The sequence below is a fragment of the Microcoleus sp. B9-D4 genome, from assembly GCF_036705105.1.
GTDB lineage: Bacteria > Cyanobacteriota > Cyanobacteriia > Cyanobacteriales > Microcoleaceae > Microcoleus.
Genome location: NZ_JAUBTS010000103.1, coordinates 1 through 14,767 on the forward strand (window position 1 = coordinate 1; position 14,767 = coordinate 14,767).

A 14,767-nucleotide genomic window follows, 5' to 3' on the forward strand; every position below is an offset into this window, starting at 1 on the left:
TACTTGAACGGGTTAATTGGAAATCAGGGAAAAGCTGCATAAGTATAATTACTCACTACAAAAGTGACATACTCCCGGAGCGATCGGCAGGGGAAGCGGATGATTCGACGTGAAGGAGCGATCGAAATCATAGATTTCTCCGATGCTAAACATGAAGGAACGTTGGATACATAATGATTAATTGCTCCCCATGAAGAAACTCAGCATTGACTCTGATAATAAAATATGCAATTGCAACAACCACTGACTGAGATCGACCTTGATGCCTATTTTCAACGAATTGGCTATAGTGGTGACTGCTCGCCCAGGCTGACAACGTTACAGGAAATTCATCAACGACATTCCCAAACGATCGCCTTTGAAAACCTCAATTCGCTCCTGAAACAACCTGTGAAGCTGGATTTAGCATCCTTGCAACAAAAACTAATCAACGAGAGACGGGGCGGCTATTGTTTTGAGCAAAATTCACTGTTGCGGGCTGTTTTGCTTGCTCTTGGCTTTCAGGTAAAGAATTTGGCAGCCCGCGTGCTGTGGAATTTGCCGTCCGGGACGATCGCACCTCGCAGTCATATGGTGCTGTGGGTCAATATTGATGGAGAGCCATACATTGCAGATGTGGGATTCGGAGGATTAACGCTTACCGCGCCGCTTGCTTTGACACCGGATATTGAACAACCTACATCCCATGAACCATTTCGATTGATCGCAGCGGAGCGCAGCTACATTATGCAAGCATATATCAAGCAGGAGTGGAAATCCCTTTACAAATTCGACCTTCAGGAGCAAGAATTACCCGATTATGAGGTGAGTAATTGGTATGTTTCAACTCATCCCAACTCTATTTTTGTTACTAACTTGATGGTGGCAAAACCGGATTCAAATTGTCGTTATGCCTTGTGGAATAATCAGTTTACAGTGCATTATTTGGATGGTCGAACAGAACATCGTGTCCTTTCAACGGTTGCAGAGTTCCGCGCTACCCTTGAGAGCGTTTTTTGTCTCAACCTGGGAGCGATCGCCCAGATCGATCGGATGTTACAACAATTAATTGAGCGATCGTGTGCGATGACCTAACGGTAAAAGTGGGCAACTCTCGATTTATGGCAAGGGCGACAAGACTCGCGTGGTTCTACTTCCTGCGTCTCTGTATCTAGCACTTTTGAACAGCAGAGGGGATGCTGGGAATTCGCTCGCCAATCTTCAGGAGTCGGAAAGCGGCTAACGGTGGCCGCTTGCACAGGATTTCGGTGACGCACTTGGTGAAGGAAGCGGAGAAACGCGCGGGCATCTCGGAGAAGACTAGCGCTCACTGGTTGCGACATTGCCACGCGAGCCATGCGCTGAACCGTGGGGCCCCGATTCATCTGCTGAGTCAAAATTTGGGTCATGCGTCGGTGGCCACGACTTCTAAATATTTACACGCCAAACCCAACGACTCTAGCAATCTGTATCTGGCAACTTAGTGGGCGTTTGGGGTTGGGCGGTTCTTGTGGATTGTCGGCAAGTGCGATCGCACTTGCCGACAGCCAACAGAATATCGGTCGCTCTTTTTGGTCAAATAATTTCAGATTTTAGATTCTTGACAGTTGAGATGTGACCAAATAGAAGAGTTGAGAGCAGCCTTGCAAAAAGAGTCAAATAAGTTGAGGGTGGAAGTTATTGCTTATTTGACGGGATGGGAATTTATTTTAGAGTCTCTATCTGTAGCAGGGCTTTAGAAAATTGGTAGAAGATGGTTTAGAAAAGGTTGAGCATGAAGGCGAGAAGCCCAACGGCTTACACAAGTAGGGCTTCTCAAGTGCACTCAATTTTGGATCTAGACTTGTGGGTTAAGTGCAAGATCCATGTTGGATTAAATGGGATCTCGCACTTTTCCTTCCTTCCCTAGAGCAGCCGGAAATTAGCAGATGTAATCGCATTGGCACTCACTCCAACCATCACACCTAACTGCTCCCCTGTCAAGAGGTTTTTGATGAGAGTTCCCTGAGTGTTTTGAGTTATTTCTAACTGTCCAAAACTCAAACCACCACCTAATCCAATCAAATCTTGACCGACGGTAAAATCAGCGATGATATCAAATCCTTGACCAGTTGTTAAGGCAAAGATATCGTTGCCGCTACCGCCAATTAAACTATCATTTCCCATGCCTCCGTCAAGGAGATCGGCTCCTTTGCCACCAGTGAGAGTATCATTGTCTGCACCCCCGAAAAGAGTATCATTTCCGGCACACCCTCCCAGGATATCTGCTCCTTCATCACCGTTGATTAAGTCATTACCTTCACCGCCGCAGATGGTATCTGAACCTAACTGTCCAAACAGATTGTCATCACCTTGACTGCCAAGCAAGATGTCGTTACCTGTGCCTCCATATAAGGTGTCATTATCCTTGCCACCATCAATGAAGTCATCATCTTTGTTGCCATAAATGATGTCAATACCTTCGCGACCATGTAACAAGTCATTGCCTTTGCCTCCAAAGATTAAATCGTTACCCGACTCGCCAAGGATGATGTCGCTTCCTTCATCTCCGTAGAGAGTATCTTCATCTTTGCCTCCGGCGATGAAGTCATTGCCTTGGTTGCCATTAATAATGTCATTATCGCCACCACCGTAGAAGTTGTCATCTCCGGATTTGCCCTCGAATATATTGGCAGCATTGCTACCTAGTAATTCATCGTTTTGGGCAGTGCCTATTTGAAAGCCGGATGCGCCGAGTATGGTGTTTTCAACTGAGTTTGGTCGGTTTAAGTTGGGATAGGTAATTTGGTCGCAGATGCACTCATCGTCTAAGAGGTTATTAGTTGTTTCCGATGGTGTCGGTGTTTCCGATGGTGTCGGTGTTTCCGATGGTGTCGGTGTTCCCGATGGTGTTGGCGCTGTTGGTGTTGGCGCTGTTGGCGTTGGTGTCGGTATTGGCGCTGTTGGCGTTGGTGTATCTGTTGGTGTCGGTGTTCCCGATGGTGCAGGTGTTTCCCCAGGCGTTGGTGCAGGTGCGGGCGTTGGTGCAGGCGTTGGTGCAGGTGTTTCCGCGGGTGCGGGTGCAGGTGTAGGTTGCGGTGTCGGTTGCGGTGTAGGTTGCGGTGTCGGTTGCGGTGTCGGTTGCGGTGTAGGTTGCGGTGTAGGTTGCGGTGTAGGTTGCGGTGTCGGTTGCGGTGTAGGTTGCGGTGTAGGTTGCGGTGTCGGTTGCGGTGTAGGTTGCGGTGTCGGTTGCGGTGTAGGTTGCGGTGTCGGTTGCGGTGTAGGTTGAGGAAGCGCGTTAACGCTCAAGTCGAACTGATCGCTAACGGTTGCTCCACTGGTATCAGTTGCCGTAACTGCGATAGCCTCCGGCTGGGCGAAGCCCATCGCTAACGGACTAACAGTGCCAACAGTGGGAGTACCGCTAATGATGCCCGTTACCGGATCAATATTCAAGCCAGTTGGAAGTCCGGCGGCTGAGAACACCAACACATCCCCATCGGGGTCACTAAAGTTAGGAGAGACATCGAGGGTAAATGGCTGACCCTGCTGAACATTCAACTGATCAGGAATTTCGGTGATCCGTTCAGGAGCATCGTTAACGGACGTAACATTGATTGCCACTTCCGCATTCGCAACACTGCCTTTACTATCTTTAATCAGGTAAAAGAAGCTATCTTCACCAAAATAATTAACAGCAGGAGTATAGGTAATTGATTTTCCATCCTCGCTCACTTCTAACGTTCCACCTTGGCTTGTTTCTGGCAGAATGGCTGTAATTTGTCCCCCATCGTCAATCGCTAAACTGCCAACCATTGTTACTGTTAGGGAGTCACCACTATCAGTCTCTGTGTCATTTTCCAGCACATTAATTGTGATTGGAGTATCTTCCAAGGTTGTGATATTAGCATCAGCTTCAGCCGTTGGATTATTATTGATTAGATCGAGTTGGAAGGTTGGATCTTGAGCGGTTGAAGCTTGAATTTGAGTATTAAGAGCTTCATCCGTATGAGCCGCGATCGCTTGTTCAATGGATAACGTTCCTGCTCCCACTTTTTGTAAATCGGTGGCTGTTTTTCCTTGAACAACCTGCTGAAGTTTCGCAATTTCTGTTGCTTTTTGAACCAAGTTCAGAGTTGAGTCGGAAACTAATTGCTCAATGCGGATATTTCCAGCAACAATAATATTCGCAACACCCGCCGCCGTATTTGCCGAAATATTAGGATTAATCACCTGAATGAGTGCTTGAATTGGGGTTGAATCACTCAAATTTAGCGTTACATTCGGTTGGTTAATCTGTTTCGTGAGTTCTTCTAAAATGCGATTGGTCGCTTCACCGCTAGAACTACTGAGAAACTGGCTTAATTGCACCAACGTATTATAAATTTGCGCTTGTTTGCTGAAGACAATTAAACCGTCTGGATTCCCTTCTGCAATTGCTTTGAGCGGGTCAAAGTTATAGAGATCAACATTAGGAAGCCCTAAAGCCGTTTTAACTTGGGTTTGTGTGGCTTCGGGATCAACAGGTTCAGCTAATAATCGAACTAAAGTTTCAAACGGATTCGTCACAAGCTGCGAGTAACCTGTTGCTAATTCGACTGATTCAGAAGCTTCAACTTCGAGGGTTTCTCCTTCATTCGGAGCGAGGCGACCATTGCCATTTGCATCAAATTGAGCAACGGGAATTTCTAACTCATTCGTCCCATCACTGGCTTGATAAGCGAAGGGTTCGTTTGCATCTTGAACTTTATTATAATTCGCATCAAAGAAAACCCAAGGTTTGACGATTTGCTGACGAGCAGTAGCTTCATCCAAAGCCGTATTGGCGAGAATGCTATCAACGCTTTGATTCTTCCCGATAATTTCTGCAACTGTTGCGGTTAAAATATCGGCATCCAGAGTTAAATTCGGGTCTTGTTGAGTTAAACCAGAAATAGCATTTTCTAGCAACGTTTTAACAACCGTTTCATCACTTAAGTTGGGTGTTTCTCCGTTCTGAATTAAAGTGGCAACGGTTTGGAATACAGCTTTAGCAATTCCGGCGGTTGCAACGGGAGAAGAGACTTCTCCACTATCTAATTGTTCATTACCATCCAGATCGAGAAAACGAATTCCACCATTAGCCTGATCGCTAATGACTTCGGGTTCTGCTGTATCAAACTGACCGTTTCCGTTGCGATCGAGATACAGTAAACCCGCTTGATTTTTAACCTCGGCTGAATCAATTTGTAAGCCGATAAACGGTGCTTCGGAAAGGCTTCGGGTTGCTGCCATAATCAGATTCTGAAGTTTTACCTGTAACCCCAGAACTTTGATGTCTACATCCGTCGGAATATCCGTTAATAAATCTAACGCGGACGGCAGACTAAACGCATTTTTGACTTGAGTTTTAGCTCCGTCAAAATCAGGGGTTAAACCTTGGGAAGCTAACAAGGTTAGGGGTGAAGCAATAGTTGCTGTGGGGGTGGTTGTTAGCGGAACAATTTGGGGGAGGAAGGTTGAGGTATCAACCCCATTAATAACAACAATTCGACCTTCATCGGCATCAATAATTCCATTGCCATTTGTATCAAAGGTATTGAAAATATTCAGATCGTAGCTACCATCTGCATTGGTAATTGTGCTAGGTTCGCTAAACGGTTCGCTGAAAGCTTCAAGCAGTTGAATGATTTCTCCGGTATCAAGATCGGGTGCTGAATAAGTATCGCGAATTCCGTTATTATTGAGATCCTCAAAATCGCGAATTCCGTTACTATTGAGATCAGCGAAATCTTGAATGCCGTTAAAATTAGCATCTAAGAAAACCTTGCCTCCCGAAATATAACCATCCTGTACTTTTCCGATACTGCTGTTCCCAATTTTGAATTTTGCTAAGTTAAAGGTGGCGAAATGCTTATCATAAATCGTTTCACCAAACACCTTAACTTCCGCACCGAGAAACGCATTAACTTCTCCGATTAAACTTAACAAATCATCAAAACGAGGAACAATTTCAGAGATCGCATGAATGCGACCATCATCAGTTTTATTCGCTTCCCCTTTATCGACTAAATCAAGGTTAAATAACCCTTCAACTCCGCCTTTGAGATAACCAGAAGCAGCGACAATATCGATACCTGCGCCTGCTGCAACGGTGGCATTCAGCTTAATTTCTGCAACATCTGCGCCTGTCCCATCCGGCTTTTCGCGATCGCTAATATAGAACCCATCAAGGATGCGATAAGCTTCATTAGCGGCAAAATCTTTCGCTTTCCACTGCCGCAAACCGAAGGTATCCATCCCAATTGCAAAGTCGGCGGAAGCACCAAATTTACCTTCCAGTAAACCCCGAATTGGCCCCCAAATTGGGAAGGTTTGTCGCACCCCAACATTAAAGGCAACTTCAGGAACATCAAAGGTAAATAAAGAGACATCTTGACCTAACAATAAACCCATCGCTTTTTTCGGATCTTTGAGTAGGGGAATGTCAAAGAGAGAGGCGGTTTTACCATCACCATAGGTGAAGCTTTTCGTAAATTCAGTGGTTGCTTTTTTGCTAGAGGTATCGGCATTTTGGATAATTTTATCCAGTTCGGTTTTAACATCGCTCGCTTGTTGCTCAATCTCGCTTAAATTCAGCTTGCTAAAATCAGCAAATTGCGATGAAGGTAGGCGATCAGCAAAATCTTTTAGGAATTGAATCGCTTGTTTTTTCGCACTATCCGGGGTGGTTTGGAGAAGGTTATTGAGTTCAGTTTCGAGCAGAGTAACGTTTTGTTGAAGAGCGAGAACAGATTCAAGACTGGGTAAAGATAGATCGGCGGTTAATCCTTTCAAATATTCCGCCGCTTGCTTTTTAGCAGTATCTGTTGCGGTTTGGAAGATTTGCTCAAAATCTGCTTTCAAGCTTGTTGTATTCTGAGCGATCGTATCAACTTCACTCTCACTCAGTTTGCTTAAATCCTGCAATTTAGGCAACTTAAAATCACCAAGGGGAATGAGAATGGTTTCACCCGCAGGTAAACTATTAACTTGCTTGACGAAGTTATCAACCTTGATGAATGTATCTAAAAACTGATACACTTTGGGCGGAAGTTCGTTCCCTAAAACCTTTAAAATAACATCCGCTAATTCTAAGGTTGAAACCTGACCATCTCCCCCATTGGGAATCGGCCATTTCTTATCAAAGACTCCCGCTAATCCTAATTTTGATAGTAATTTAGTATCTTGAATTAGAACATCAACGAGAGGCCGAAACGGTTGCAAAACTTTATCAACTTGTTCTAAAACCGGTTTGGCAAAGTTGCTAACAAACGTGCCAATATCAATCGCAACATTTTGAAAATCAATTTGCGGGGTTTGGGGGCCAGTGACTTTAAAACCGTCTACTTTGAGGATATCAAATTGTCCCGCTACCTCGAAATTAAAGGAAGGAATGGCAGAACTTCCGAGAATACTCGTTTTAGCATTTAACCCGACTTGAGCCCCTGCTTCAATCTTGAGATCAAACAAAGTTTCAAGGGTAGCTTGATTGGTTTGACGAAGTTGATTAAATCCTTTTAATTCGGTTAACGTGAGTCGGTTTTCATCCCCAGAATCGGCAATTAAATTTCCTTCGGCATCCAGATCAATATCTTTCAATGCAAAGTTAGCATCCAGTGAAGCTTGGGTTTTTTTAGTTCCGCCATTGACGGTATCTTCAGCACCATTTTTAACCGTTAAATCCAAGAAACCCAAGGTTGCTTTCGCGCTAAAGTTATCGTTTAAACCCACCAACGCATCGGCTGAAAGTTTGGTTCCTGCGGTGTCAACATAGAAGCCAAAATCTTGATGATAGCCAAACTTTAAGTCTAAACCGTATTCAAAACTTGCTTCCGCTTGACCCTCGACTTCTAAACCCAAACCCGGTAAACCAAAATCTTTCGATAAATTGGCTGCGGTAGCGTAACGTTTCCCCAAATTAATACTAAACGAAACGTCTTCTGGGAGAGCCGATGAAATCACGTTTACATCGGGAAAAATGGTCTTTAATTGGTCGGTGAGTAACGTTTTTAACTTGTCTTGCGTGAGGTTAGCGGTACTTTTAACCGCATTGACAATATTATTTTTGATGGTGTCAATAAATGCGGGTTCAGAACCACTCATAGAACCGATTATTGGAACGCTGGTATCTTTAAACATTTGCCGCAAACTTTCGGCAATGCGTTCGAGTAGTAATCCTAATCCGTCGGCAATTTCCGCAGAATTATAAGTCGGTTCAGTAATCGCAACGGTGACATTAGGAAGGGGTTTTTCATCAATTTCTAAGCCAGTATTGTAGGAAGAAGTTGGATCGGTACTGCTGGTACTGTGGGTAATCAGTTGTTCGAGGGTTCCGGGTTGATTATCATTTAAACCAACAACGGTAATCGTTTTAGATTGATTCCAGTTGGTGGAGTCAAATGTAATTTCGGTAATGGGATTTTGGTTCGCGTCGAGGAGTTGTAAATTGGCAGCATTATAATTCGGTGTAATGGTAACAATTTCACCGACGGCTGGGGAACTGGTGAGGGAAATTTGATAAGTGTCGGCTTTATTAATATTCGGTGGCGTGGCATTTTGTTCAACGACTTGAGTGCCATTTCCGGTTTCCAAAACTCGGACACCTGCAACATCATCATCGGTGATAATAACATTAACTGGTGTGGCTGTTCCGATGTTATATCCTGCACCTGTTTCTAATTGAAGGGTGACGGTTTCTCCGCCTGTTTCGGTGATTAAATCTTGAATCGGGGTAATATTTAGATTAGCTCCGGTTTGTCCAGGTGCAATATAAACTGACCCTGTTTTTGAAACGGTATTTAAACCAACGGCTGTATAATCTCCCCCTGGCGTTGCCACCCCTGAAATGGTATAGTTAACGGTTAATCCTTCACTGGGTGCGGCATGATCTAAGGTTAACTGAAAAACACCAGGAACGATGCTTTGTTCACTCCCATTTCCAGCCGATTTAACGCTAACAGTTGGATTGTCATTATCTGCGATCGCAGCGTTTATTTCCCCTTTTAAACCTGCATAAAGCGGATCGATACTATTGGCAATATAGCTAATTGTACTTTGATGTTCGCCTTCAACAACATCATCATCAACGGCTTTAACAGTTACTATTTGTGGGGTACTTGCTGTTTCTGGGGTGAAATTTAAAGCGATCGGTTGTCCGAGTCCGTTACCGAGATCCGTTTGTGAATCTGGGGTCACGTTAACAACAATATCATTAATCGGAAAACCCGTTAACACCACTTCAAAGCTATCCGTTTCACCCGCTTCGCTAATTTCTGTGCTTCCATTGGACTGAGAAATTAAGACGTTTTCGGTTTCGTCATCAATATTGGTGACGGTGATATCTTCTAAGCTCAGTGTGTTGTAATTAGGATCTTCAGTGCTAATTGTGGTTTGGATAGCATAGGTGCGATCGCCATCTCTTTCGCTATCATCAACCCCTTTCACTTTAACCGTTTGAAGTTGATTCCAATTACTACTATCAAAGGTAATTGATGGGGTTGGAAGTTCTCCTTCTGTGGTGTCAGAACTGGTAAAATTGAAGGTAACAGGTTGTTCGGGTTGACTATTCAGTTGGACGGTAAAACCAGCTTCTCCTCCCTGTTCATGGGTAGAACCGTTAATCGGAGAAACGGTAATTCCCACCGTATCATTATCCGTTAAATTTAAGGTTGCAGGGGTCGTATCAATGGTATAAATCGCATCATTGGATTTAATATCTTTGAGGGTTATCGTAACGGTTTCATCGTTTTCATCAATGAGATCTTGTAAGGTTTCTACAGGTAAAGCGGCGCTCGTTTTTCCGGCGGGAATGGTAATTAGAGACGTTAAGATCTTAGAATAATCGGTTCCGTTATTTGCCGTTCCCGTGATTTCATAGGATACTTCTAATTCTAAAGCTTGTCCTTCACTGTTTAACGGGGGATTTTTTAACGGTTCGCCTGTTTCTGGATCGGCTAAAAAGATGCTAAAACTGCCCGAAGTTGGCCCCTGTTCTGAAGGGTTGCCAATTTTTCCAAGTTTAACAATGGGTAGTTTTTCGTTATCGGTAATTGATAAAGTTGCTTCGGTTGCATCATCTTTAACCGCATAAGGTTCTAAATTAGCAGGTTCAATCAACGTAAATTTTAGCGTTTCTTGCCCTTCTATTAAACTATCATCAACGGGTTTAATATTAACTGACGCTGTACTGGCTCCAGCCGGAATAATCAGAGAATCCGGCGGAATTTCTGCACCATTTAACGTGGCAGTGTAGTCATCTTTGCTAGCCGTTCCTGCGACTGTATATTGAATTCCCAACCCTCCATCCGGAGCAGGTCGGGTTAAGTTAATATTAAACGTTCCAGAAACTTCATTCGCTTCTTTGGGAGTGGTTCCGGCGGTGATACTAACTTCCGGTTCGTTGTCATCAATGGTTAGTGTGGCACTACTAGCAGCACCAATGGTATAAAAATTTGGAGTCCCTACTGCGAGGGTTAAAATAACCGTTTCATTCGGATCAAAGCGGATATCGTCTGTTACAGTAACTGGAATTTCAGCACTGGTTTGACCCGCCGGAATCACAATGGTTTGGGGAATCGTATAATCTGTATCTTTGGTTGCCGTTCCAGCAATATTATAATTAACGGTAATATCGTTAGAAAACGCTTGATCAAGTGTTAGTCGGAATGCTCCATTTGTATTTGCTTCCGCCGGAGTTGTGAAACTAGAAACTGTTAATGTCGGAAGGGTAAGATTCCCAATATTTCCATAAACCTCATTCTCCCCAGTTGAAGCAGAATTTCCGCTATAGTTTGTACCAACAGCATTAACTGTCGCACCACCCCTCACAAAAATTGCCCCCCCTCGACCTTGACCGTTATTTGCTCCCGTACCTCCCTCAGCACGGTTATTATTAAACGTTGCATTAATTAAGCTTAACGATGCACCAAGGTTCGCGAAAATTGCCCCTCCTAAACCAGCACCGCCACCCCCTTGGCCGCCACCACCACCAGCGCCAGCACCCGCAGCACCATTTCCGCCAAATTCTCCTCCTTGACCGCCACCGCCGCCAGCCCCATCGTCATCGCTGCCAACAGTGTCGTAATCTCGGCCGCCGCCACCACCGCCGCCACCACCGCCACCAAAGCCACCACTACCCCCATTACCTCCATTACCACCAATGTCGGGTGCGGTTGTTCCCCCACCACCACCGCCAGCACCGCCACCGCCACCGCCAAAGTTGCCATTACCTCCGGCTGCACCATTCTCTTCTGTTCCTCCTCCCCCACCTCCAACACCTATGGCAAAATCACCCGTTGTAAAGAGACCATTGAAGCCACCCCCATTACCTCCGGCTGCACCGCTGTTCTCATCCCCACCGCCACGGCCTGCCCCATTCGGAGAGTTACCGCCTCGGGCTTGGTTATTGTTAAAGGTGACATTCTCAACGGTGACGTTCCCACCACTGACAAACAACGCACCCCCCGCACCCAAACCACCGCCACCGCCACCAGCGCCATCTCCTCCCTTGGCTAAACCATTTTGAAGGGTAAGGTTGGAGAGAACCACTTTTCCATTAACAATATTAAAGAGTTGAGTGTTATTCCCACCATCAATAGTTTGACCGTTGCCAATAATGGAGAGGGGTTCGTTATCTTGAAGCTCGATGCCAAAGGATTCATTAAATCCGGCAATCTGACCTGTTAGAGTAATTTGATCGGCTTCAAAGTTATTCGTCGCTTGATTGATGGCATTTCTCAATTCATCGGCGTTGCTAACTGGAAAGTTCGCAAGTACGCCTTCGTAAGCTTCCATCGCGGCGAGTTGAAAAGCGAGAGGTGCTTCAATTAACCCGGTTGCATATTCTAATAGCCAGTCTCCACCGAGGTTAGCATTTCCGGTGAGGTCATCGGAGGCGGCAATATTGGCTCCTGTGATCTGGCTTAACTGTCGTACAAAGGCTTTTCCGGCGTCTGAAGCGGCGACATTACAGCCTAAAAGTAGAATATTTCCATGGGGGTTCAGCACTTGACCCCACTGGCTTAACTGTTGAGTGTAGGTGTTGAGGGTTTTAGAGGTTAATGTTGTGGCGCCGAGTTGTAGCTGTCCGTCTGCACCGTGAGAAACGATTTGAATGCTGTCAATATTTTTTCGTTCTGAGAGCGCTTGGGTAATTTGTTCAATTCCATCCTGGGTTGTATCGAGGGTGATCACTTCGGTATTAGAAGCAAGACCCGTGAGCAGATGATTAATATCGGTAACGTTAGAATCTATGAAGACTAAGGTACTGGAATGGGTTGATCCGGTGAAATTCATGGCTGGCTATTCCCTGGGTTAAGGATTATTCAAGAAAATCTATGTCGGCGAATAGATGACTTATACAATAATACTAGAAGTGAGAACGGCATCTCTCAATTTCTTTTAACCCACATTCCGCACCCTCAACTGGCACACACACAGTTGGGGTGGGAAGGAAGAGTCGATCGGTCGGTGAGATTTGAGTAGAAATACTCAGAAAGCCGTGTCACGATCGCGATTCGTGGTCAATTTTGAAAAATACAGCCGACGGAAGTGCTTCTGTGAAAGATCGTTGGAGATTAAGTGCGCGCGACAACAACCAACCTGTGTCGCTCGAAAGCTTGGTAAAACGATTCAGGATGAAAATGTGCGCTCGTGTAAAGGAACAACAAAAACCAGTCGTCCTCTGTGCAGCGCTGCGGATAAAAATAGTCTAAACTCAGGTAGCAAACAACTCGCTCGAACTCAAGAAGCCCGTGCATCAAGCAACTGAGATAACCGTCTCTAACCTCGACCATCTTGGTCTGATAGCAGGTCTAGTTGATGAAATAGGAATTGTCCAAAAAATCAACGAGTTAATAGGGGAACAACCGGGTGAGATTGTCAGTCCGGGTCAGGCAGTCAAAGCGATGATTATCAATGGGTTAGGGCACGTTTGGGCTCCATTATACTTATTTCCCAAATTTTTTGAAGGCAAAGCAATCGAACATTTAATGGGTGAAGGTATTCAAGCATCACACCTGAACGAATACCGCTTAGGTAGAGTATTAGACAAGTTATATTTGGCAGGAAGCAGCCAAATATTTACAACTATCGCCGCTTCCGCAGCTCAAAAATTTGAGATCGATACAGAGACATCCCATTTAGATTCAAGTTCCTTTCACCTGCATGGAAAATACCAATCAGAGCTAGCATCTGTATCTGTTATCGAGTCAGAAACGGCACTCGATCGCGGAGATCGCGATTCCACTAAACCTCTGTCATCGACCATACCAATTAAGATTACCTACGGCTACTCCCGCGACCACAGGCCCGACTTAAAACAATTCATTTTAGATTTAATTTGTAGTAGCGATGGAGATGTACCACTATTTTTACGGGTGGGTTCGGGAAATGAATCAGATCGTGCCGTATTCACATCAATTTGTCAGGAGTTTAAACAACAGTTAAATCTGGACAGTTTAATGGTTGCTTCGGGTGCATTATATTCAGCCCCCAATTTATCCATGTTAACCAATTTAAGATGGTTAACTCGCGTACCGTTGAGCCTAAAACAATCGCAGCAACTGGTATCTCAGTTAAATGAAGCAGAATTTACATCCAGTTCCGTGAGTGGATATAGTTGGTCAAAACACAAAAGTAATTATGGTGGAATTGAACAAAGATGGTTAGTAGTAGAGAGCCGCTTGCGACGCGAGTCAGACCGACAAAAACTCGAAAAAAAACTCAAAAAAGCCAAAGCTGAAGCTGAGAATAAACTGCAAGAACTCTCAAAAATTGAATTTGCTTGTGCCGCAGATGCTGCCGCAGCAGCTCATCGCTTATCCAAACAACTAAAATTTTACAAGATCACCCAAGTTAGTAGCAAAGAAATTACAGCACAAACTGATACTAATACGACAAATGCTCGCGAGAAATCCAGCTCGAAAACTGAGATTTAAAGTTCAAGCAAAACTGGAACCAGATACAGGTGCGCTCGCCCAATAAACCAAAGCCTGTGGCAGGTTTATTCTCGCCACTAACGTGCTGGACGCTAAGCAATTAGAGCCTGACGATATGATTGTGAAATATAAGGAACAGCAGTCAGCGGAAAGAGGGTTTGGATTCTTGAAATATCCGCTATTTTTTACGGACAGTGTATTTCTCAAGTCGCCGGAAAGAATCGAAGCTTTGGCATTGGTAATGGGTTTGTGTTTGTTGGTCTATACTTTAGGTCAAAGGTTACTGCGTCACAATTTGCAACGCACTAATTCAAAATTAAAAAATCAGTTAGGTAAACAAACTAATCGACCGACGCTCCGTTGGATTTGCCAGATTTTTCAATCGATTCATCTTGTGAGCCTGCAAGGGATTCAACAAATTTCTGGCGTTGCTGAATTAGGATATGATGAAGTGGTCGTGCGAGTACCAAAAAATAACACTCATTAAAATACAACATTATGCAATGCCCTGAATGTCAGTCAACTAATCTCAATAAAAATGGTCATAAAAAAGGCCAACAGAATTATATCTGTGTCAAATGTAATAGACAATTTATAGATGATTATCAAGCTCAAAAAGGCTACTCCGAAGAAGTGAAACGTGAATGCCTAAAAATGTATGTTAATGGCATGGGTTTTCGAGCAATTGAAAGAGTCAAGAATGTGCATCATACTACAATTATTAATTGGGTAAAACAAGCAGGAAAACTCTTGCCAGATTTTTATGAACCACAAATATAGCCTTTCGAGCGAAAGATGAGGTATCATGTTACTGACACTCACTCGTGAGGGTCAAACAGAGAAGATAAGAT

The 14,767-nt window shown here is 44.4% G+C and carries 4 protein-coding genes and 2 pseudogenes; 5 read left to right on the forward strand and 1 reads right to left on the reverse strand.

The genetic code is table 11. The features are described from left to right. Positions 1-225 precede the first annotated feature (225 nt). From QUB24_RS31665 to QUB24_RS31675, 3 genes are all read left to right on the forward strand, one after another. Complete coding sequence (locus tag QUB24_RS31665; protein WP_333157515.1) at positions 226-1,074, forward strand: arylamine N-acetyltransferase; 849 nt, start codon at positions 226-228, stop codon at positions 1,072-1,074. A gap of 101 nt (positions 1,075-1,175) precedes the next feature. After that, on the forward strand, positions 1,176-1,463 hold the full coding sequence (locus QUB24_RS33715) for a tyrosine-type recombinase/integrase (RefSeq protein ID WP_445300448.1): 288 nt from the start codon (positions 1,176-1,178) through the stop codon (positions 1,461-1,463). Further along, positions 1,387-1,575: a hypothetical protein gene (locus tag QUB24_RS31675; protein ID WP_333157517.1), complete on the forward strand. Its 189-nt coding sequence runs from the start codon at positions 1,387-1,389 to the stop codon at positions 1,573-1,575. The genes QUB24_RS33715 and QUB24_RS31675 overlap by 77 nt, the downstream gene beginning before the upstream one ends. A gap of 309 nt (positions 1,576-1,884) precedes the next feature. Here QUB24_RS31675 and QUB24_RS31680 read toward each other — a convergent pair whose 3' ends face one another. Further along, a complete protein-coding gene (locus tag QUB24_RS31680) occupies positions 1,885-12,273 on the reverse strand; it encodes a DUF4347 domain-containing protein (RefSeq protein WP_333157518.1) in 10,389 nt (3,462 codons plus the stop codon). A 458-nt stretch (positions 12,274-12,731) separates the two neighbouring features. Here QUB24_RS31680 and QUB24_RS31685 point away from each other — a divergent pair. Both QUB24_RS31685 and QUB24_RS31695 read left to right on the forward strand, forming a co-directional pair. Next, a pseudogene (locus tag QUB24_RS31685) lies at positions 12,732-14,346 on the forward strand (IS1634 family transposase); the annotation flags it as partial. A gap of 68 nt (positions 14,347-14,414) precedes the next feature. After that, positions 14,415-14,690 (forward strand): annotated as a pseudogene (locus QUB24_RS31695) (IS1 family transposase); the annotation flags it as partial. Positions 14,691-14,767 lie beyond the last annotated feature (77 nt).

Excerpts from the sequence above, each read along its gene's own strand:
- QUB24_RS31665 (WP_333157515.1), top strand. The coding sequence starts at position 226 with ATGCAATTGCAACAACCACTGACTGAGATCGACCTTGATGCCTATTTT.
- QUB24_RS33715 (WP_445300448.1), top strand. The coding sequence starts at position 1,176 with ATGCTGGGAATTCGCTCGCCAATCTTCAGGAGTCGGAAAGCGGCTAAC.
- QUB24_RS31675 (WP_333157517.1), top strand. The coding sequence starts at position 1,387 with ATGCGTCGGTGGCCACGACTTCTAAATATTTACACGCCAAACCCAACG.
- QUB24_RS31680 (WP_333157518.1), bottom strand. The coding sequence starts at position 12,273 with ATGAATTTCACCGGATCAACCCATTCCAGTACCTTAGTCTTCATAGAT.